This window comes from Aeoliella sp. (assembly GCF_965227375.1).
GTDB lineage: Bacteria > Planctomycetota > Planctomycetia > Pirellulales > Lacipirellulaceae > Aeoliella.
The window spans coordinates 78,933-100,013 of the sequence record NZ_CBDDFX010000002.1 but is presented as its reverse complement, the minus strand read 5'-3'; the positions used below and the strand labels follow the sequence as shown (position 1 = coordinate 100,013).

13 protein-coding genes are annotated in these 21,081 nt (G+C 60.7%); 7 read left to right on the top strand and 6 right to left on the bottom strand.

Going from position 1 to position 21,081, the window contains the following annotated elements:
- Position 1: 1 nt before the first annotated feature.
- On the bottom strand, positions 2-493 hold the full coding sequence (locus ACQK2L_RS13465) for a DinB family protein (RefSeq protein WP_425397536.1): 492 nt from the start codon (positions 491-493) through the stop codon (positions 2-4).
- A 382-nt stretch (positions 494-875) separates the two neighbouring features.
- Here ACQK2L_RS13465 and ACQK2L_RS13460 point away from each other — a divergent pair, with 382 nt between their 5' ends.
- From ACQK2L_RS13460 to ACQK2L_RS13450, 3 genes are all read left to right on the top strand, one after another.
- Positions 876-3,278 (top strand): sulfatase-like hydrolase/transferase, encoded by a 2,403-nt coding sequence (locus ACQK2L_RS13460; protein WP_425397535.1) that lies wholly within the window; start codon positions 876-878, stop codon positions 3,276-3,278.
- Positions 3,279-3,335: 57 nt separating this feature from the next.
- Positions 3,336-5,663 (top strand): arylsulfatase, encoded by a 2,328-nt coding sequence (locus ACQK2L_RS13455; RefSeq protein WP_425397534.1) that lies wholly within the window; start codon positions 3,336-3,338, stop codon positions 5,661-5,663.
- 103 nt (positions 5,664-5,766) lie between these two features.
- Entirely contained in the window at positions 5,767-7,299 is a 1,533-nt protein-coding gene (locus ACQK2L_RS13450) for an arylsulfatase (RefSeq protein WP_425401094.1), read from the top strand.
- Positions 7,300-7,836: 537 nt separating this feature from the next.
- On the opposite strand, the gene ACQK2L_RS13445 is transcribed toward ACQK2L_RS13450, so the two are convergent.
- The 4 genes from ACQK2L_RS13445 to ACQK2L_RS13430 all read right to left on the bottom strand — a co-directional run bounded on the left by ACQK2L_RS13445 (position 7,837) and on the right by ACQK2L_RS13430 (position 11,989).
- On the bottom strand, positions 7,837-9,342 hold the full coding sequence (locus ACQK2L_RS13445; RefSeq protein WP_425397533.1) for an MATE family efflux transporter: 1,506 nt from the start codon (positions 9,340-9,342) through the stop codon (positions 7,837-7,839).
- Positions 9,343-9,452: 110 nt separating this feature from the next.
- Positions 9,453-10,508, bottom strand: a complete 1,056-nt coding sequence (locus ACQK2L_RS13440; protein WP_425397532.1) for a bile acid:sodium symporter family protein — start codon at positions 10,506-10,508, stop codon at positions 9,453-9,455.
- Positions 10,509-10,716: 208 nt separating this feature from the next.
- Positions 10,717-11,532, bottom strand: coding sequence for a DUF480 domain-containing protein (locus tag ACQK2L_RS13435; protein ID WP_425397531.1), 816 nt, complete (start codon positions 11,530-11,532; stop codon positions 10,717-10,719).
- 94 nt (positions 11,533-11,626) lie between these two features.
- A complete protein-coding gene (locus tag ACQK2L_RS13430; protein WP_425397530.1) occupies positions 11,627-11,989 on the bottom strand; it encodes a cupin domain-containing protein in 363 nt (120 codons plus the stop codon).
- Positions 11,990-12,231: 242 nt separating this feature from the next.
- On the opposite strand from ACQK2L_RS13430, the gene ACQK2L_RS13425 reads away from it, so the two are divergent.
- A complete protein-coding gene (locus ACQK2L_RS13425; RefSeq protein ID WP_425397529.1) occupies positions 12,232-13,623 on the top strand; it encodes a sugar porter family MFS transporter in 1,392 nt (463 codons plus the stop codon).
- Positions 13,624-13,723: 100 nt separating this feature from the next.
- Here ACQK2L_RS13425 and ACQK2L_RS13420 read toward each other — a convergent pair whose 3' ends face one another.
- Positions 13,724-14,824, bottom strand: a complete 1,101-nt coding sequence (locus tag ACQK2L_RS13420; protein ID WP_425397528.1) for a leucine-rich repeat domain-containing protein — start codon at positions 14,822-14,824, stop codon at positions 13,724-13,726.
- Between the two features lie 239 nt (positions 14,825-15,063).
- Here ACQK2L_RS13420 and ACQK2L_RS13415 point away from each other — a divergent pair, with 239 nt between their 5' ends.
- The 3 genes from ACQK2L_RS13415 to lpdA all read left to right on the top strand — a co-directional run bounded on the left by ACQK2L_RS13415 (position 15,064) and on the right by lpdA (position 21,050).
- Positions 15,064-17,970, top strand: a complete 2,907-nt coding sequence (locus tag ACQK2L_RS13415; RefSeq protein WP_425397527.1) for a 2-oxoglutarate dehydrogenase E1 component — start codon at positions 15,064-15,066, stop codon at positions 17,968-17,970.
- 167 nt (positions 17,971-18,137) lie between these two features.
- Positions 18,138-19,541, top strand: coding sequence for a 2-oxoglutarate dehydrogenase complex dihydrolipoyllysine-residue succinyltransferase (odhB, locus tag ACQK2L_RS13410; protein ID WP_425397526.1), 1,404 nt, complete (start codon positions 18,138-18,140; stop codon positions 19,539-19,541).
- A gap of 123 nt (positions 19,542-19,664) precedes the next feature.
- The gene (gene lpdA / locus ACQK2L_RS13405; protein ID WP_425397525.1) at positions 19,665-21,050 is read left to right on the top strand and encodes a dihydrolipoyl dehydrogenase; all 1,386 of its coding nucleotides are present in this window, start codon (positions 19,665-19,667) and stop codon (positions 21,048-21,050) included.
- Positions 21,051-21,081 lie beyond the last annotated feature (31 nt).

Sequence of the window (21,081 nt, the reverse complement as noted above, 5' to 3'; positions counted from 1 at the left end):
GTCAAATCACCACCGGTTTGCCGAGCTTCCGCCGCACCGGCACGAACTGCCCGGCGTGCATCATGCCGTGCAGGGCGAGCAGCATCCAGATATCACCCATGGTGGGGAAGCGCTCGCGCATCATCTCTGGTGCGGGGGCGTCGAGTTGTTCCTCAGTCACCTTCTCCAGCGCCGCAAGACTCGCTGCGTGGACCTTGTCGAACAACGCCTGGTACTCCTCGCGGCTGCAGAAGTTTGCCGGGTTGAGGCTGCCTGGGTCTTCTCGCGCGTGATTGACCGCAAACCCGTGGGGCAGTTCCGGCGCTGCGCCGGGCGCAAGCATGTTGAGCAATTGGCACTCCGAGGTAATCAAATGCCCCAACTGCCAAGCCAGCGGGTTGCACCCCTCGGCCGGCTTTTCGAGCAGTTGCTCGTCGCTCAGATCGGCAATGTAGGAGTCGAGCACGCGGGTTGTCATCGCTAGCGCTGAAGCAATCGCTTGATTGGCCTTCATCTTTTTTGTTCCTTGAAACGGAAAATGGAACCTACTCCAGAAAAGCACCATAACCGATCTGGCGCGGACCGGTAAACCGAGTACCATCGGCGACTTGCAGCTGAACCGCAGACGACCAAAACGATCCAAAGATGAGTCTTCAGCTGCGGACTACTGAAGGAGACTTCTTTGGACAGAATGGAAGGTGTTGTGCGATGAAAGCACGGTTCGGCCTGACGACCTCGGACAGAGGAAACCACCGCTTGCAGCCAGCAAGAAAAAAAGCGTGGATTTTACGCCTCAAGTAGTCCCCGACTGCGTATGAATGGGATAAGCTATGGGCAACGTGCGTGTTGCTTGTGCGTGCGTACTTTTCACCTAATTCTCTGGGGAGTTTCGCACGATGTGTAGGTCTCTATTCTGCATGCTGCTGTCGATCGTATTTGCGTCGGCTGTATCGGCCGATGACTTCAACCGAACCAAACTGCCAATTCGCCAAGCTCCGTTCAAAGGGAAGATCGGGCTGACGCCGGCTGAGTCGGTCAAGGACTTCCCCGCTGAGGTAAAAGCACCAGAAGGGGCTCCCAACGTGTTGATCATCCTAACCGACGACGTTGGCTTCGGAGCCAGCAGCACGTTTGGCGGGCCGATCCCCACGCCGACCTTCGACCGCTTGGCGAATTCGGGGCTGCGGTACAACCAGTTTCACACCACCGCGCTCTGCTCTCCGACGCGCGCTGCGCTGATCACCGGACGCAATCATCACCACGTTTCCACTGGCGGCATCATGGAAATCGGCGTCGGCTACCCCGGGTACAATACGGTGGTGCGGAAGTCATGTGGCACGATTGGCCAGATTCTCAAATACAACGGTTACAACACCGCTTGGTTCGGCAAGAACCACAATGTGCCCGACTGGCAGACAAGCCAGGCAGGTCCGTTCGACCTGTGGCCGGTGGGACTCGGTTTCGAGTACTTCTACGGTTTCGTGGGCGGCGACACCAGCCAGTGGTCGCCAGCAATCGTCGAAAACACGCGGCCCGTAGAACCGCCGACCGACGATCCCGACTACAACTTCGATGAGGACATGGCCAATCGGGCGATCAACTGGATTCGCATGCAAAACGCCGTGGCACCGGACAAGCCGTTCTTCTGCTACTACGCCACGGGAACCGCTCACGCACCGCACCACGCGCCGAAAGAGTGGATCGAAAAGTTCGACGGGCAGTTCGATCAGGGTTGGGACAAAGTGCGCGAACAGACGCTCGCCCGCCAGAAGCAAGCACGCGTGGTGCCCGAGGGAACCAAGCTCACCAAGCGGTCCAAGGGCATTCGCGCTTGGGACGACCTGAATGACAAAGAAAAAGAAGTCTACGCCCACATGATGGAGGTCTATGCGGGCGCGTTGTCGCACGCGGATCACCAGTTTGGCAAGATCATCGACGCCATCGACGAGATGGGCGAACTCGACAACACGCTGGTCATCTACATCCAGGGCGACAACGGCGCCAGCGCCGAAGGCAGCCCGAACGGCCTGTTGAACGAGATGACCTTCTTCAACAACATCGAGGTGCCTTTCGAGGAGGTCTACAAGCGCAAGGACGACTTGGGTGGTCCTAAGACGTTCAACCACTACCCCATCGGCTGGGCGCATGCGATGGACACCCCGTTCCAATGGACCAAGCAGGTGGCCTCCCACTTTGGCGGCACCCGCAACGGCATGGTGATTTCGTGGCCCAAGAAGATCAAGGACGCGGGCAAGGTCTGCTCGCAGTTCCACCACGTGATCGACATCACGCCGACGATCCTGGAAGCCACGGGAGTACCCTCTCCCGACTCCATCGACGGCGTCACGCAAGAACCGATGGACGGCGTTAGCCTGGCGTATACCTGGGAAGACACCAAGGCCAAGTCGAAGCGGACCACCCAATACTTCGAGATGTTCGCCAACCGAGCGATCTACGACAACGGCTGGGTTGCCTGCACCACTCCCACCACTCCGCCATGGGTGAGCGTCGCTGAGGCGGTGGACGTAATCAATGGCTACGATTGGGAACTCTACAACATCGAAGACGACTTCTCGGAGAGCGAAAACCTTGCCGAGAAGCATCCCGACAAACTGAAGGAGCTGCAGCGGCTGTTCTACATCGAAGCGGTCAAGTTCGACGTGCTTCCACTGGACAACAGCAAGGTGGAGCGGCTCGACATTTCGAACCGCCCCAGCCTGACTGAAGGGCGCAACAAGTTCGTCTACTACGAAGGTATGACCCGCATCCCAGAGGGATCGGCCCCGGATCTGAAGAACAAGTCGTTTGGCATCAGCGCCTTGGTCGACATCCCTGAAGAAGGCGCCGAAGGGCTATTGATGACCCAGGGCGGACGCTTTGCCGGCGTGGGCCTGTACGTGCTCGATAACAAGCCCGTGTTCGTCTACAACCTGTGCGACGTAGAGCGTTACCGGGTCGAAGGCAAAGAACCGCTCAAGCCCGGCAAGCACGCCATTGCGCTCGACTTCAAGTACGATGGCGGCGGCTTGGCCAAGGGCGGCACCGCCACCTTGTCGGTCGATGGCGAAGTGGTGGCCACCACCGAGTTCCCGCAGACCATCGGCTACCGCATGTCGCTCGACGAAACGCTCGACATCGGCGAAGACACCGGCACCCCGGTCAGCGAAGACTACAAGGTGCCCTTCAAGTTCACCGGCGAGATCGAAAAGGTAACCATCCAAATTACCAATCACGAACTCACCGACGAGCAGTTGAAGCAATACCGTGAACAACAGGCCAAAGCGGCCTTGTCGCGGTAATCAATCTCAGGACGCCCTCCGGGGCGTCCTTTTTTGCAGTTGTCTGGAGACACAAAGATGCTGCGTTTTGCTCTGTTGTTGCTTCTGGCAGTCTTCTCCACTTCCGCGTTTGCCGACGAGCCCGACCGCGAGAAGCTCCCCATGGAGCTCACTCCGTTCGAAGGCAAAATCGGCAAGACGTACAAGGATTCGGAGGCGGACTGGCAAGGGCCGGTCGCCGCGCCCAAGGGCGCGCCGAACGTGATTGTGATCCTGCTGGACGATGTGGGCTTTGGCCAGACTTCCACATTCGGTGGATTGATCCCTACGCCTAACTTCGACCAGCTTGCCTCGGAGGGACTGCGGTACAACCGATTTCATACGACGGCCATTTGCGGTCCTTCGCGCGCCGCGCTGTTGACGGGTCGCAATCACCATGAGTGCGGCAACGGCTTCTTGATGGAGTGGGCCACGGGATTCCCCAACTACTCCACCATGCTGCCGAAGAACACGGCCACCATCGGGCAGATTCTCAAGGACAACGGTTACAACACCTGGTGGTTTGGCAAAAATCATAACACGCCCGACTGGGAGACCACCGTCGCGGGGCCTTTTGATCGCTGGCCGACCGGCATGGGCTTTGAGTACTTCTATGGCTTCAACGCCGGCGAGACGCATCAGTACTATCCGGTGATCTTCGAGAACACGGTAGCCGTCGAACCTGACAAGACGCCCGAAGAAGGCTACCACTTCATGACCGACATGACCGATCGGGCGATCGGGCGGATGAAGTTCGCCAAGAGCGTCGCGCCCGACAAGCCGTTCTTCATGTACTTCGCCCCCGGCGCGATGCACGCCCCGCATCATGTGACCGAAGAGTGGCGCGCGCGGTTCAAAGGCAAGTTCGATATGGGCTGGGAGAAGTACCGCGAGATCGTATTTCAGAAGCAACTCGAGATGGGCATCATTCCCGAGGGTACCAAGCTTACCCCTCGGCCCGACTGGGTGCCCGCGTGGGATAGCCTGAGCGATGAGCAGAAGAAGGTCTATGCCGCGTTGTTCGAAAACTTCGCGGGCTACTTCGCCTTTACCGATCATGAAGTCGGCCGGTTGCTCGACGCGGTGAAGGAGCTGCCCGACGCGGAAAACACGATGGTGATCTATATCGCCGGCGACAACGGCGCCAGCGCCGAGGGCGGCGCGGATGGCACTCTCAATGAAATCCGCAACCTCAACGGCCTATCGACGGAACTGAGCGACGTAGTCGCCAACCTCCACAAGCTCGGCGGTCCCGAGTCCGAACCACATTATCCCATCGGTTGGGCGTGGGCGGGCAACACGCCGTTCCAGTGGTGCAAGCAGGTCGCCTCCCACTTAGGCGGCACACGGAATCCCATGGTCATCAGTTGGCCAGCGAGAATCAAACACGACGACCAGCCCCGCGACGCCTTCCTGCACCTGGTGGACGTGGTGCCGACCATTCTAGAAGCCACCGACATCCTCATGCCCGTGGAGGTGAACGGCATCGAGCAAAAACCGCTGGCGGGTAAGTCGTTCCTCAAGAGCTTCACCGATCCAAGTTTCGAGGGACGCGACGAGCAGTACTTCGAAATATTCACCAACCGCTCGATCTACGAAGACGGCTGGAAGGCCAACGCCCAGCACACGCTGCCCTGGCGGCAGGACCTGGCGCCTGGCAATTGGGAGCAAGACGAGTGGGAATTGTACAACCTGGAGGAAGACTTCTCCGAGGCGGACGATCTAGCGGCCAAGATGCCGGACAAGCTGAAGGACATGAAGGAGAAGTTTGACGACGCGGCCGAGGAGCACGACGTTTACCCGTTCGACGACCGCGGCGCCGGTCGACTGGCCATTCCGAAACCGCCGGTGCCCGGATGGGATCCCGACTCGAAGACTTACACCTATTTCTCCGGCGCGACTCGCATCGCCGAGCCCGCGGCGCCGCCGATGAAGAACAACAGTTGGACGCTCACCGCCACGATCGACACCCAGGGCGAGAAGACCGAAGGCGTGATCATGGGCTTCGGCGGCGTGGCTGCTGGAATCGTGCTTTATCTCGACGACGGGGTGCCGGTGTTCGACTACAACTTCTTCGTGAAGCACACCGTGGTGAAAAGCGACAAGCCATTGCCCGCGGGTAAGTCGACCATCGAAGTCGACTTCGACTACGCAGGGGGCGGCGCTGGCAAGGGAGCCGAGATCACGCTGAAGGTCAACGGTAAGACCGTTGGCACCGGCGAGATGAAAGCCACGGTCGGTGGCCGCTTCGGCATCGATACCTTCGGCATCGGCGAAGACACAGGCCAACCAGTGACCGACGCCTACAAACCGCCGTTTAAGTTCACCGGCCAGATTGAGAAGGTGACGCTTCAGATTCAGGACTAGGAGCACGCCCAGCCCTTTTACTTATCCACGTCTCAATTGGAGGAACACCATGTCTAAAGAGCATCGATGGAAGTCCATCACTGCTGCGATTGCCATTGGACTGATGGCGATGGCGGCCGGCACCGCCACGGCACAGAGCGAAAAGCCCAATATCGTCGTCATTTGGGGCGACGACATTGGCGTGCACAACATCAGTGCCTACAACCACGGCATCATGGGCTACAAGACGCCCAACATCGATCGCATCGCTCGCGAAGGTGCGCTGTTCACCGATTCGTACGCGCAGCAAAGCTGCACGGCCGGCCGCGCGTCATTCATCCTGGGTCAGCACCCGTTCCGCACCGGCCTGCTCACCATCGGCATGCCCGGCAGCGATCACGGTATCCCCGACTGGACGCCGACGATCGCCGATTTGCTCAAGGAGCAGGGCTACTCGACCGGCCAGTTTGGCAAGAACCATCTGGGCGACCGCGACAAGCACCTGCCGACCGCGCACGGTTTCGATGAGTTCTTCGGCAACCTTTACCACTTGAACGCTGAGGAAGAGCCGGAAACGTACTACTACCCCAAGAATCCCGAGTTCAAGAAGAAGTATGGCCCCCGCGGCGTGATTCACTCGTTCGCCGATGGAAAGATTGAGGACACGGGACCGCTGACGAAGAAGCGCATGGAGACCATCGACGAGGAAGTCCACAAGCACGCGATGGACTTTGTCGATCGAAATGCACAAGCCGATAAGCCGTTCTTCCTGTGGTACAACAGCACCCGCATGCATGTTTGGACTCACCTGAAGAAGGAATCGTACGGCAAGACGGGCATCGGCATTTACCCCGATGGCATGGTCGAACACGACGGCTTCGTAGGCGAGGTACTGAAGAAGCTCGACGACCTTGGCATCGCCGATAACACGATCGTGATCTACAGCACCGACAACGGCGCCGAGACCTTCTCCTGGCCCGATGGCGGCACCACTCCGTTCCATGGCGAGAAGGGGACCACCTGGGAAGGTGGATTCCGCGTGCCGCTGCTGGTCCGCTGGCCGGGCGTGATCAAGCCGGGCACGGTCGACAACAACATCATCTCGCAAGAGGACTGGATGCCCACATTGCTGGCCGCTTCCGGTGAGTCGGACATTGTCGAAAAGCTCAAGAAGGGACATCGAGCCAACGGCCGGAATTTCAAAGTCCACCCCGATGGCTACAACTTCCTGCCTTACTTCAAGGGCGAGGTGGAAGAGTCGCCACGCAAAGAAATCCTCTACTTCAGCCAAGGCGGTGAACTCAATGCGATTCGCGTGCAGGACTGGAAGATTCACTTCGCCACCCAGGTGGGCAACATCGCCACCGGCACACGCTCGGTTCCCGGTTGGCCGCTGATCGTGAATCTGCGTGCCGATCCGTACGAGAAGGGCCCCAGCGAAGCCGACCTCGGCTACCTCCGCTGGTATGGCGACAACCTGTGGACCTTCGTCCCGGCGCAGAACTTCATCAAGCAGTTCCTGGTGACGATTCCGGACTATCCGTTCCAGAATGGTTCGAGCCTGAACGCAGCAGGCGTAAACTACCAGTCGCTCAAGGCCGCCGATGCCCTGAAGCGACTGCAAGAAATCGAAACGCTGGGTCGCCCGAGTAACTAAGGCCGCGCGTCTGAGCGTTGAAGTAGTTTTGCAAATCGAACCTGGGGTAGCGATCGTAATGCTTGCGGTCGCTACCCCAGTTTTTTTTGCTTCCACTTTTCTCCCAAAAATCGCATCTGTAAAAAGATCGCCGTAGAATCCGTTCTCTGATTTGATCTAATGAGGAGTGCTGCTTCGCAGTTGGTGGGGGCGGTGTGCGCAGACATTTTTAGATGACTTGCGCTGGCGGGGTCTTGCCCCTCCGAAGGGTTTTGTCCCTACTAGAAATACACCAGGGACAAAACTCGGCAAGCTCACCTGCGAGTCAGCTTGCGTAATTCATTATTCTGTAATCACTTACGACAAAAACGGCGGTCTCGCGCGGCCTGAGTTTTGGTACCACCGATCGAAATCGGGGAACTACTCAGGGTGGGCGAAATCGCAAGCCGCTGGTAGTTAACGACTTATGGAAGCCAAGAATTCGAGTTTAGGGACAGGTGGGACAAAACGATTGGCGGACGCTCCGGTGGTGCGTCTGTCCTTGATCCGTTCGCCCGCTCAAGAAACGGCCGGCTCGGTCTCTAACTCCCCAGGCGGCAGGTCCGGTGGGGTGGCTTCGATCACGCGCATGGTGCGCCAACGGCCGCCGAGGAAGCGCCAGAGGAATACCACGCCCATTACCCACACCCACAACGTGATGATCGCCCAGCAACCGTACACGCCCAGTTCGAGCCATTCGACGGCCATCCAACTGACGATCGATAGCGACGTGGCCATCACCAGGCTCACCCGGAGCACGAAGTTCGTGTCGCCGGCGCCTTTGATGGCGCTGGAGAACACCATCAGCGTCGCGTCGAGCAGATTGTACGCCGCCACAAACCGCAGAAGCGCCACGGAGAGCGCATGGACCGCCTCGCGGGCTTCGCCGGTGCGGTCGCCGGCGAAGAACGAAGCGAGGAACACCTCGGGCACCGTGATGTACAGCACCGAGATGCACGCCATGTAGCCAAGTGCGAACGTATAAGCGGTCCAAGTGGCGCGGGCGGCCAGGTCGTCGCGGTTTTCGCCCAAGTGCTGCCCCACCAGGATACTGGCCGCCATCGACATGCCCCAAATCGGCATGAACGCCAGCGTGCTGATGGAGAACGCCATGCTGGAGGCTTCGGCTTGCACACTGCCCAATCGTCCGATGAGCACGATGAACACAGTGAAGCCCAACACGTCGAGTACTAGTTGCAGGCCGCTCGGCCCGCCGTAGTAGATCTGACGAACGAACAGCGGCCAGTCGAACCGCAATCCAAGCAATGTACCGAACTGCTCGCGGTGCTGGCGCTGGAGGATTAAGAATAAGTAAATGACCGCTTTGACCCACAGCGAAACCACGGTGGCCCACCCTGCCCCGGCGATGCCCATCGCGGGGAATCCTAAGTAGCCGAAAATCCAGATCCAGTCGAGCACTAGATTTAGCACCGCGACCGAAGTATCGACGATCATCACCACGTTGGTCTTGCCGCGCCCGCTATAGAACGACGACAAAGCTTGGCCCACCAGCATGGCAGGTCCGCCCCAACAGAGAATATTGAAGTACACCAGTTCCAACTGCATAACTTCGGGCGTGTGATCCGCCAGGCGGAACATGGCCGGCGCCAGCGGCAGCGCGAGCAGAATCACGGGCGACACGGCCAGGGCCATCCATACTCCCTGCCACACGGCGAGGCCAATGCGTTCGTGCCGCCCAGCTCCAAAGTACTGCGAAACGAACGTGCTGGTGTACATGGCGATGCCCAGCGGCAGGCACAGCGTCGAGAACCACACGGTGCCAGCGGCGAACGCGGCTGTCATGGCGTCGCCGGAGTCCCACTTCAGGAGCACGCGATCGACGAATGTCATGATGGTCCACGACAGACTCGAGATCACCAGCGGCAGCGCCACGGTGAGCACCTCGCGCCCACCGGCCGGTCGCCGCCACCAGCCTTGTTCCTCCTCGGGGTGCTCCACGGTTGTATGCGGAACCAACGATCCTTCGTAAGGATTTTCCTGCGGCTCGTTTTCGAGAGTATCCATATCGCCTGAGCCACCGAGCAAGAATTGGAGTCGTGGGTGCTGCGTGAGACACGTCAGGATAGCCGGAGGTTCGCGCTGCGGCTACGGTCGCGGAAAACCGGCGGAAAACGTTACTCGTGGACCGGTGGTCCATTGCGCCGCACCACGCCGCGGTGCAGTGCGCCAGCGAACAAGTGTTGCACCAGCGTCATGGTGAACACCGGCAGCAAGAGGATTGCGTGCTCTTCCAGCACGCTGCTCGCCAGCGCGATGGCAAGGCCGGTGTTCTTCATCGTGAGGGCGTAGTCGAGCGCCGTGATCGTGCTGCCCGACGAGCGAAACATCCGACCCAACAGTTGCGCGACCACCAAGCCGACAAAGCACAGCGACAGCGCGGTCACCACGCAGATCACCAGCCACATCAGGCGGAACTCGTCTTCCATTTGCGGCAGCGCGCTGGCGGCGTTGATGTAGTTTAGTAGCAATAGTGTGCCCGCGCTGGTCAGCAGCACCGCCTGGCGATGTTGCGCGACGCGCTCGGCACCCACCGCCCACCGCATGACAACTCCCAAGGCGGTTGGTAGCAGCACCCACACCACAAACTCCAGCCCCGTGAAGCTAGCCGTGAGTTGTTCGAGCTTGGTCGTCTCAGCATCGGAGAACGTGAGCCCCAGCAGCTTGAGCGCCAGCGGAATCATCCACGGGCAGACCACGATCGACAGCACCACCAGCGCCAGCGCCCAGGGCAACTCGCCGCGCGACTGCTGTGTCCATGCAGCAGCTGAGTTGGCGACTGGCATCGAAGCTACCAAGGCAAACCCCACGAGCAAAGTCGATGCAGTATCCGAGTCGACCACCATTGGCATCGTCCACCACGCGAGCAAGATCACCGCCGCCGGCGTGAGCCACACTGCCGACAGCGTCGAGACCAACAGCGCGGGTTGGCGGAACACTCGAGGCACGCGGCGGATCTCCACGCCGAGCGCTGCCAGGAACAGGAGCACCGCCACCAGCAACTGCGATGTGCTGGGCCGCAGAATCTCGGGCCAGTCGGTGGGCAGCTCCCATTTGCGGATCGCCTGACCTGGACCTGGCAGCACCAGCGCGATGGCGTAGCACACGATCAACAGCAGCGGCAGTCGATGCCGCACTGTTTCGCTGATGCGAGTTGTCCATCGCTCGAGCATCGCCCGTGTCCGGAGCCCTGGGGAAGTGAATCGAAGTGGTTCGTCTCGACGCCGGCGCGGCACCGGCCGGGTACGTGCCAAGTGTAACAGCCTACAAACGTCGCCCGCCACCTTGGTTTTCGGCTGCAAAACAAGGGGTTATTGCGGGAATAGGAACCAAGGCGTGCGGTTGGCGTGCCTGGCGTCGGGTCAACGAGCCCCCAATACTTCAATTGCCGAGTTGGCGATTGAGATCCGCCAGTTGCGATTGTAGTTCGGCGATGCTGGTCTCGGCTTCATCGCGAAATGCGCTCAATGTGGATTTCAACTCGAGAAGTTCCTCACGAAGTCGCGTCACTTCCGACGACGAAGCTTCACTTGGCGCTGCTGCCGGAGCTGGGGCGCGGGGCGCACTCGCCGCAGGAGCGGCCGGCATCGCCGATACGGTGGTTGCCGTTGGTGGATTGGCCGGCGCGGCCGCTGGTCCGTCGTTAGGCATCGACACGCCATGTTCGCGGCGCACCTTGTCCAACTCGCGCGGCTGGTACAGGTTGTGCGTCACCACCGCCCCGCGTCCTGGCGGGGTGAGGTACACAACGAGCGACTTCTGCAGCAAGCTCTCCAGCAGCGGCCCCAGCTCGTCCATGCCTTTGATCGGCTCCATCCGCGCGGCGCGGCCACGGAGTTCGCCAATGGTCTGCGCGCCGCGCAACAGCAACTCGGCCATGACCGCAAGTTCCACCTTCGACACGCCGAGCCAGTCGTAGGCCAAGTGACGGTACTTCTCCACTCGCCCGTCGCCCTGGATGATCGACACCGCGCCAACCTTGCGCAAGTTCTCGATGGCGTCCATCACGCGGTCTTCGTCCACCTCCATCTTGGGGAACCGGTTGCTCTTCTGATTCGAGCCGGTAATCAGTCCCTTGAGTGTCAGCGGATAAGCGTCGGGCGTGGTTTTGGCTTTTTCGACCAACACCCCTAACACGCGCCGCTCCAACGATTCGAGCTGCGTCCACTTCGGCGTCGTGGCAACTTCGTCTGACATCGCGGCATATCCTTACACGGTCTTCGGGGTGCAGTCCAAACCGTGCATTCTACCGGTCGCGGAGAAACCGAGCAACGCGGCGGGGAATACAGCATTAAGCGTCGCGGCGAACCGTCCCGGGCGAGAACGCCGGCAGGCACACGGCGATGTACTCGGCCCCTTCGTCGCCGGGCGTGCTGTAGCGAACCCACTCGCCGGCCTCCGTAACAATCGCCTGCCCCGCCGCCACCCGAATAGTCTCTCCGCGCGTTTCGACGGTTAGCTCGCCGCGCAGCACAACCGTGTACTCAGCAAACTCCGGCGTCTGCCCCGGCTCCGACCAGCCAGAGGGACTCTTCATCCGCGCGATGCTGATGTTCGAGTCACCGCTGTTCACACGCCCGACAAACTCTTCGATGGTTTTCGGCGGCGTACCAACGGCTTCGATGCGGGTGGGAGATTCGATGAGGCGTGGCATGTAGGTTCTTTGTTGTACAGTGGGTGAGGTAAAGCTACCGATTGTACGCCACTCGAAACGCGTTCGGCAATCACGGTGAGATGGATGTTTCTTCTACCGCTACACTCTACTACAATCACGCCCGTTGGCTTGTAGCCGCCCGACGAAGTCTCACGTGCTATTGCCATGGGGAAATCCTAATAGGGCGGCACCCACCTCATCAACGCGGGCGATCATCGCTCGCTGGAGAAAAAAGAAACAACATGCAACTCAGTCGAACGCTCGTCACCAGCGCCATTGTCGCCGCACTCGGGGGACTCCTGTTTGGATTCGACACGGTGGTCATCTCGGGCGCGGAACAACAGCTCGAAGAGTTGTTCGCGCCAGCGGCCAACCTGTCGGCCTGGTGGGGCAAGTTCTGGCATGGCTTTTTGATGGCCAGCGCGCTGATTGGCACGGTGGTCGGTTCGGTGCTGGTCGCCAAACCTTCCGATCGGCTGGGCCGACGTGGCGTGATGTTCTACCTGGCGCTGCTGTTCTTCGTCTCCGCACTGGGCAGCGCCCTGGCGTGGGATTGGTACTCGCTGGTATTCTTCCGCTTCATCGGCGGACTGGGGGTCGGCGGGGCGTCGGTGGTCAGTCCGATGTACATCGCCGAGATCTCCCCGGCTGCGATGCGCGGCCGTTTGGTGGCGGTCACTCAGTTCAACATCGTGCTCGGCATCCTGCTGGCGTACCTGTCGAACCTTGCGATCGCCAGTCTCGACTTTGGCGCTACCGAGTGGCGATGGATGTTCGGCGTGGAGTGCGCGCCGGCGGCTGCCTACTTCCTGCTGCTGTTCTCCACCCCCCGCAGTCCACGCTGGCTCGTTGCAAAAGGTCGCGATGAAGAAGCCCGTAGTGTGCTCGAGCAGGTTGGCATCGACCAATCCGCTGGCACTGTCGACGACGAGTTGGCCGAGATCAAGAAGTCGATCGACCTGGAACACCACAACCTCGAAGAGCCGTTCTTCCAGGCCAAGTACTTCAAACCCATCCTGCTGGCGTTCGCCATCGCTGCGTTCAACCAACTGAGCGGTATCAACGCGGTGCTGTACTACTCGCGGCGAATCTTCGAGTACGCGGGCTTCGGCGAGAGCGCTGGCCTGATGAACTCGGTGGGCCTGGGCGTGGTGAACCTGGTGTTCACGATCGTCGGCATGGCGCTCATCGATCGCGCCGGCCGCCGCAAGCTATTGATTGTCGGTTCGATCGGCTACATCGTCACGCTCGGCGCCACCGCGTGGGCGTTCTACACGCAGCGGGCCGCCGATGGCAGCTTCACCGGGCTCGGCAGCCAGGTGGTGCTGGTGAGTCTGCTGGCGTTCATCGCATCGCACGCGGTGGGGCAAGGCGCGGTGATTTGGGTGTTCATCGGCGAGATCTTCCCCAACCGCCTCCGCGGCCGCGGCCAGGCGTTCGGCAGCTTCACGCACTGGATCTTCGCCGCCGCGATCAGCCAGACGTTCCCCTTGATCGCCGACGTCGCCGGCGGAGCGGTCTTCGCCTTCTACGCAGTGTGCATGGTAGGCCAACTGATTTGGGTGCTTACAGCGATGCCGGAAACCAAAGGCGTGCCGCTCGAAAAGATTCAGGAGCAGATGGGGATCGAGTGAGCAATCACCAATCTCCGCGAAGGGCAAGCCAATGGACAACTGGCAATCAAACTCTCCATTAGCTTGCCCTTCGCCGCGTCGCTATTCCAGAGAATTCGGCTTAGAACGTCTTCTGTAATCCTGTCTCCAGATCGATCTCCGCACCGGTACCGTCGGGATACCATTCGGTGCATTGCATCTCGCAATCGGGACACAATCGTTGGAACTTGCGAGCGCCGTCCAACGTGATTCCATTGCCGAGCGAGATGTCCAAACACCGCAGCTTCTCGAGCTGGGCGATCTTTTTCAGTCCTTCGTCGGTCACTTGAGTCTGCGCGATGCAAAGAACCTCTAGGTCTACAAGTTGCAGAATTGACTCGACAGCCACGTCCGTAAGCGGAGACTTGGTCAAATCGAGAGCCCTAAGCTTGTTTAATGTTCCAAGATGCTTTACCCCCCGGTCTGTAATTCTCGCGTTCGCCAAAGTGAGATCCGTTAGAGAGTGCAGGTCGCCGATCTGCTGAGTAACATTCTCGGCAACCTCGATGTCCGACAGTTCAAGCACTCGCAGTTTCTTCAGCGCTGCCAAGACCGTATAACTCTCAGCAGGTGCACTACCTGGACCGTGGAGAGTCAAGCCTTCCAGTTGCCCAAACTGCGCCAGCTTCTCAACGTGCTCGACCGATAACCGTCTGTTGAATAACTCCAGTTGGACGAGTTGGGGAAGCTCAGCGAGTTGTGCCAAGGCCGAAGGCGACTGCGATGTACCAGCGAGCGTCAAACTCCGCAGCTGTGGAATGGCAAGCAGATCGGCAACGCATTCGTCGGTGAAGGTGTCGCCATAGAGGCATACTTGCTCCAGTGCCGGCAGAGGAACAATCGCGGCGACGTCTTTGTCGCTGGCCCAAGGGGATTTAAGCTCCACATAGCGGACACTCGCGAAGAAATCGTCGCCTAATAGGTGTCGCAGTAGTTTTGGACCAGGCGGCTCCTTCCAAAAGCCCAACGGCAATGGATGAGAGCCGGAAAGCTGATGCTCATAACATGCTTCCCCTCCCGCCGCGATCACCCGCTCCACAATCGGCCGCTCAATCCGCTTCCGCCACACGTGCTTGCCCAGGTACCCGCATGCCAGCGAGACGACCAGCATCACTGCCAGCAGCGTCCGCAGGCGGAAGCGTGCGAGGCGGCGGAACCATCGGGTTGGGCGGTCGGGGGTCATGCTCCTAGCTTACAAGATGAGCGCGCGACGTCGCGCTCGGATGAGTTTTTCCAGATCCGCGCGATGCCGCTTGTGGTTGTGCCGGCATTTTCCCCGGAAAGTCCGCCTAAAACGCTCCGCCCGCGATTGCCTAACCCCTACCGCGAGGCGCATAATAAAGCATTGGGCACACCAGAGGTGGTTCGCCCGTTTTTGCTAAGTTGTTGGCAGAGAACGAGTTGGCGATTTCGCCATGACCGATGAATAGTCAGAGCCTGAACTACATCGAACAAATTTATTCCGACTATTTGTCCAACGCCGAGAATGTGTCGCCCGAGTGGCGGCAGTTTTTTCAGGAAAACGGTTGGCGATCGGCCGTAGGCGACCTCGAGACCAATGGCTCTGCGAACGGTGCGCCCGCCGCCCCGGCGTCGCCGGTAAGCCCCCCTCCCCCATCGGCGGAGACCTCTCCTCCAGCCGCGGCACCCCCACTGCCGGAGACCGCCGCCGAGCCGCTGGAGGCCCCGCCCTCGGGCCAATCGAAGACGGCACCACGCGTCGGTGGCGAAGGTCGCCCAGCGCGCGGCGACGTGCAACTGGTCGCCCTGCAAGAACGCGTCGACCAACTGATCCGCAACCACCGCGTCCGCGGGCACATCATCGCCCGGCTCGACCCGCTGAAGCAGCCCCGGCCGCAACCGCCGGAACTCGACCCCGCCTACTACGGCTTCACCGAGGCCGACTACGACCGGGTGTTCTCCACCCGCACTTCTTACGGTCCGCAGGAACGGACGCTCCGCGAGATCGTCGGTTGGCTGCGTAACACCTACTGCCGGTACATTGGCGCGCAGTTCATGCACATCGACGACCTGTCGGTGCGGCAGTGGCTGCAGGACCGAATGGAGTCGAACGAGAACCGCATCCATCTGCGCCGCGACGAGCAGCTGCGTATCTTGCGCAAGTTGACCGACGCTGTGATCTTCGAGGAATTCATCCAGAAGAAGTTCCTCGGCGCGAAGAGCTTCTCGCTGGAAGGGGCCGAGAGCCTGATTCCGCTGTTGGACATGGCCATCGAAGACGCCGGCTCCGACGGCGTGGAGGAAATCGTGCTGGCGATGGCCCATCGCGGGCGTTTGAACGTGCTGGCGAACGTGATCGGCAAGGACCCGCGCCAGATTTTCCGCGAGTTTGAAGACCTCGACAGCGAACAGCACATCGGCCGCGGCGACGTGAAGTACCACCTCGGCTACTCGAGCAACCGCCGCACCGCCAACGGCCGCGACGTCCACCTGTCGCTCTGCTTCAACCCCAGCCACTTGGAGTTTGTGAACACCGTGGCGATGGGCCGCATGCGGGCCAAGCAGGATCGCACCGGCGACCGCGAGCGGCGCAAGGGCCTGACGCTTACCATCCATGGCGACGCCGCGTTCGCTGGCGAAGGGGTCGTGCAAGAGACGCTCAACATGAGCGAGCTGCCCGCCTATACCGTGGGCGGAACGATTCACCTGATCGTGAACAACCAGATCGGGTTCACGACCACGCCGCAGGAAGGACGCAGTAGCGTCTACTGCACCGACGTGGCCAAGCTGCTGCAGATACCCATCTTCCACGTCAACGGCGAGCATCCCGAAGCGGTGGCGCAGGTGCTGCGGCTGGCGATGGACTTCCGCTACAAGTTCCAGCGGGATATCGTGATCGACATGTACTGCTACCGCCTGCGTGGTCATAACGAAGGCGATGAGCCGTCGTTCACGCAGCCGCTGCTGTACCAGGCGATCGAACAGCGCAAGAGCGTCCGCAAGGGCTACCTCGATCACTTGCTGGAACTGGGCGGGGTGAGCCGCCAGGAAGCCGAGCAAATCGCAGAAGAACGCCAATCGCACCTCGAGCGAGAACTGGCGTCGGCCCGCAGCGAACACTTCGTGCCGCAGCAGGACATGCTGAGCAAAGTGTGGAAAGGCTACCGCGGCGGCAAAGAGAGCGAAGCCCCGGACATCGACACCGGAGTCGACCGCACGCGGCTCGCGCAGTTGCTCGAAGCGCAAACCTACGTGCCGGATGGATTTACCGTTCATCCCAAGATCAAGCGGGGCATGGATCGCCGGTTGGAGATGGCTCATGGATCGGTGCCACTCGACTGGGCGGCGGCCGAGTCGCTCGCGTTTGCGTCGCTCGCCACGCAGGGCTATCCGGTGCGACTCACCGGCCAGGATGTCGAACGTGGCACATTCAGCCACCGCCACGCGGTGCTGCACGATGTGAAGAACGGCGCCACGTTCATGCCGCTCAATCACCTTTCGGAAGACCAGGCGGTGGTCGAGATCTTCAACAGCCCGCTGTCGGAAGCCGGCGTGCTGGCGTTCGAATACGGCTACAGCCTCGACTCGCCCGACGCTTTGGTGATGTGGGAAGCCCAGTTCGGCGACTTTGCCAACGCGGCCCAAGTGGTGATCGATCAGTTCATCGCCAGCGCCGAGGACAAGTGGCGTCGACTCAGCGGCCTGGTGCTAATGCTGCCTCACGGCTTCGAAGGCCAAGGCCCCGAGCACTCCAGCGCGCGGCTCGAACGCTTCCTGCTGCTGGCGGCCGAAGACAACATGCAGGTGGTCTACCCCACCAGCCCGGCTCAGATTTTCCACTTGCTGCGGCGACAGATGCTGCGTCACTGGCGCAAGCCGCTGGTGGTGATGACACCCAAGAGCCTGTTGCGCCATAAAGAGTGCGCCTCGTCGATGGACGAGCTGGCCACCGGGCAGTTCGAGCGCGTGATATCCGATCCAAAAATCCCCGACTTGAGCAAAGCCGAGCGAATTTTGCTTTGTACCGGCAAGGTGTACTATGAGCTTTGCCAGCGTCGCGAAGAACTCGAATTGGATAAGAATGTGGCCATTCTGCGTGTCGAGCAGCTCTACCCGTTGCCGACGAAAGCACTAGAGAAGGCCCTGGCGACCGCCCCGGACGGCAAGCAGGTGATCTGGGTGCAGGAAGAGCCCGAGAACATGGGTGCGTGGCGATTCCTGCGGTGCCACTACGGCGACAACCTGCTGGGCCGCCTGCCAATGACCCACGTTTGCCGCCCCGCCTCGGCCAGCCCCGCCACCGGCAGCCGCTCGGCCCACGTGTGGGAGCAAAACAAGCTGATCGCCGAAGCTTTGGGCGAAGAATGAGCCACCACTCGCTCTACCTCGCCCCAAGTTGCCGAGCGAATACGAACCACTGGTGAGTAGGTTAGTAGGTGAGTAAGTAATAGGTGGTAAGCTGTGCTCCATCACCTCACTTACTCACCTACTGACATATTCACCACTACACTTACTCACTTACTAACCGATATATCATGGCAAATACTGCTGGCGTCGAAATGGAGGAACTGCGAGTTCCGGAAGTCGGCGAGTCGATCTCCGAGGTTGTTATCGGCCAATGGCACAAGAACGAAGGCGACCCGGTAGAGCGCGACGAGGAACTCGTCGAGCTCGAGTCGGAGAAGGCCACGTTCGAGGCACCCTCCCCTACGGCCGGAACCTTGGCCAAGATCCTCAAAGGCCCCGGCTCGTCGGCCGAGGTGGGCGAGGTGATTGCCTACATCGATCCCAGCGGCAAGAGCAGCGGCGGTTCGGCGGCACCGAGTGCCGCGTCGAGCGCCCCTGAACCTGCGCCGACTCCTCCTCCACAGCCAACCGCCCCGCCACCCAAGGCGGCCGCGCCGCAGCCCCCTGCAGCGCAGCCAGCCCCACCCGCGCAGCCCGAGCAGAACCGCGAACGCTCGTCGGGCCACCTGGGCCACCGCGACCAGCCTGGTGCGAACGATCCCGATTTGGTCGAAACAGCGCCGCGCGTGATGCCTTCGGCGGCGCGTTTGTTGGGCGAGCACAATCTGTCGGCCGAAGACGTCGAAGCCACTGGCCCTGGCGGCCGACTGCTGAAGGAAGACGTGCTGCGTCACGTCGCTGCCTCGCCGCACGCCGCGCCACCCGCGCCGCAGCATGCGACTCCCGCCCCGGCACCAGCGCCGCCCTCGGCGGCCCCGAGTCGCGGCTCAGGCGAGCGCGAGGAGCGGAAGCCGATGTCGCCGCTCCGCCGCCGCATTGCTTCGCGGCTGGTCGAAGCTCAACACAACGCGGCCCTGCTCACCACGTTTAACGAAGCCGACCTCACTGCAGTGAAAGAGCTTCGCAAAGAGCATGGCGAGGCGTTCCAGAAGAAGCACGGCGTGAAGCTCGGCTTCATGGCGTTCTTCGTCAAAGCGGTGGTCGAAGCGTTGAAGAATTGCCCTGAGCTGAACGCCAGCATCGATGGCGACGAGTTGGTGTACCATAACTATTTCGACATCGGCATCGCCATCGGCACCGAAAAGGGCTTGGTTGTACCTATCCTTCGCGACGCCGATCGATTGGGATTTGCCGAAATCGAGAACACCATCGCCGACTACGGTGTCCGCGCCCGCAGCAATGCTTTGAAGATCGACGAAATGCTGGGCGGCACGTTCACCATCAGCAACGGCGGCGTCTACGGATCTCTGCTCTCCACGCCGATCGTTAATCCGCCGCAAAGCGGTGTGCTCGGCATGCACAGCATCCAGGAACGCCCGGTGGCCATCAACGGCGAGGTGGTCATCCGCCCCATGATGTACCTCGCCCTGACGTACGACCATCGCATCGTCGACGGCCGCGAGGCAGTCACATTCTTGCGTGAAATCAAGGAAGCCATCGAAGAACCCGCTCGGATTTTGATTGAGATTTAGGGTTCTCGCAGACCAACCGTCCTACAAATGGATGGCTTCGCCCCAGCCATTTGTGAGTAGGTGAGTAGGTGAGTAAGTCTCGCCCACAACTTACTCACCTACTCACTTACTCACCTACTTAAAATGAATTCTCACGACCTCATTGTTATCGGCGCCGGCCCCGGCGGTTATGTGGCGGCGATTCGCGCGGCTCAGTTGGGGATGAACGTCGCATGCATCGAGAAGGAATCGGCGCTGGGTGGAACCTGCTTGCGCGTAGGCTGCATTCCGAGTAAGGCCCTGCTGGAATCGAGCGAACTCTACGAAGAAGCTAAGCACAGCTTCGACAAGCACGGCATCATGATCGACAAGATGTCGCTCGACCTCGACGCGATGATGCAGCGCAAGAAGCGAGTGGTCGACGGACTCACCAAAGGCATCGCCGGGCTGTTTAAGAAAAACAAGATCACGCACTATCAGGGACGGGGACGGCTCGCCGGACCGGGCCAGGTGGTGGTGGCTTCGGCCGAAGGCGAGCAAACGCTCACCGCGACTCACATCCTGATCGCCACCGGCAGCAAAGTGGCCCGCCTGCCCGGCGTGGAGCCCGACGGCGAGCGGATTGGAACCAGCACCGAGGCGCTCAGCTACAGCAAAGTGCCCGATCACCTCGTGGTGATCGGCGGCGGAGTGATTGGGCTGGAACTGGGCTCCGTGTGGCGGCGGCTTGGTTCGCGGGTCACGGTCCTCGAGTATCTCGATCGCATCATGCCAGGCACCGACAACGAGGTGGCTGCGGCGGCGCTGAAGCTATTCAAGAAGCAGGGCATCGAGTTCCATCTCGGTTGCCGCGTCACGGGAGCGTCGAGCAAGAAGAAGCACGCTCGAGTGGAGATCGATGGCCAGGACCCTATCGAGTGCAACAAGGTGCTGCTCTGCACTGGCCGCGTGCCGATGACCGACGGGCTGGGGCTCGAGTCGGTGGGCATCCAGGTCGACAAGCGGGGCCGCATTCCGGTCTCCGCCGACTTCAAGACCACCGCCGACGGTGTTTACGCCATTGGCGACGTGATCGAAGGCCCAATGCTTGCCCACAAGGCTGAGGAGGAAGGTATCGCCTGCGTCGAGGAGATCGCCACGGGCCATAGCCACGTCGACTACAACGCGATTCCCAGCGTCGCCTACACGCATCCCGAGATTGCCTCGGTCGGCAAGACCGAAGAACAACTTACCGAAGAAGGCATTGAGTACCGCAAGGGCAAGTTCTCGTTCATGGCCAACGGCCGCGCGAAAGCGCTGAACCAAACCGATGGCTTCGTAAAGGTGCTGGCCGATGCCAAGACCGACCGCCTGTTGGGCGTGCACATCATCGGCCCGCGAGCAGGCGACCTGATTGCCGAAGCGGCCACCGCGATGGCGTTCAGTGCCAGCAGCGAAGACGTCGCCCGCGCCTGCCACGCCCACCCAACGCTGGCGGAAGTGCTGAAAGAGGCCTGCATGGCAGTGACCAGCGGGGCGATTCATTCTTAGGCGTGAGAGGGTGATGCTTTCGGCAGCTCGA

Bases quoted from the DNA above. Each gene is read 5' to 3' on its own strand.
- ACQK2L_RS13445 (WP_425397533.1), bottom strand. From the start codon at position 9,342: ATGGATACTCTCGAAAACGAGCCGCAGGAAAATCCTTACGAAGGATCG.
- ACQK2L_RS13435 (WP_425397531.1), bottom strand. From the start codon at position 11,532: ATGTCAGACGAAGTTGCCACGACGCCGAAGTGGACGCAGCTCGAATCG.
- ACQK2L_RS13415 (WP_425397527.1), top strand. From the start codon at position 15,064: ATGAATAGTCAGAGCCTGAACTACATCGAACAAATTTATTCCGACTAT.
- ACQK2L_RS13430 (WP_425397530.1), bottom strand. From the start codon at position 11,989: ATGCCACGCCTCATCGAATCTCCCACCCGCATCGAAGCCGTTGGTACG.
- ACQK2L_RS13420 (WP_425397528.1), bottom strand. From the start codon at position 14,824: ATGACCCCCGACCGCCCAACCCGATGGTTCCGCCGCCTCGCACGCTTC.
- ACQK2L_RS13425 (WP_425397529.1), top strand. From the start codon at position 12,232: ATGCAACTCAGTCGAACGCTCGTCACCAGCGCCATTGTCGCCGCACTC.
- ACQK2L_RS13465 (WP_425397536.1), bottom strand. From the start codon at position 493: ATGAAGGCCAATCAAGCGATTGCTTCAGCGCTAGCGATGACAACCCGC.
- ACQK2L_RS13455 (WP_425397534.1), top strand. From the start codon at position 3,336: ATGCTGCGTTTTGCTCTGTTGTTGCTTCTGGCAGTCTTCTCCACTTCC.
- ACQK2L_RS13450 (WP_425401094.1), top strand. From the start codon at position 5,767: ATGGCGATGGCGGCCGGCACCGCCACGGCACAGAGCGAAAAGCCCAAT.
- ACQK2L_RS13440 (WP_425397532.1), bottom strand. From the start codon at position 10,508: ATGCTCGAGCGATGGACAACTCGCATCAGCGAAACAGTGCGGCATCGA.
- lpdA (WP_425397525.1), top strand. From the start codon at position 19,665: ATGAATTCTCACGACCTCATTGTTATCGGCGCCGGCCCCGGCGGTTAT.
- ACQK2L_RS13460 (WP_425397535.1), top strand. From the start codon at position 876: ATGTGTAGGTCTCTATTCTGCATGCTGCTGTCGATCGTATTTGCGTCG.
- odhB (WP_425397526.1), top strand. From the start codon at position 18,138: ATGGCAAATACTGCTGGCGTCGAAATGGAGGAACTGCGAGTTCCGGAA.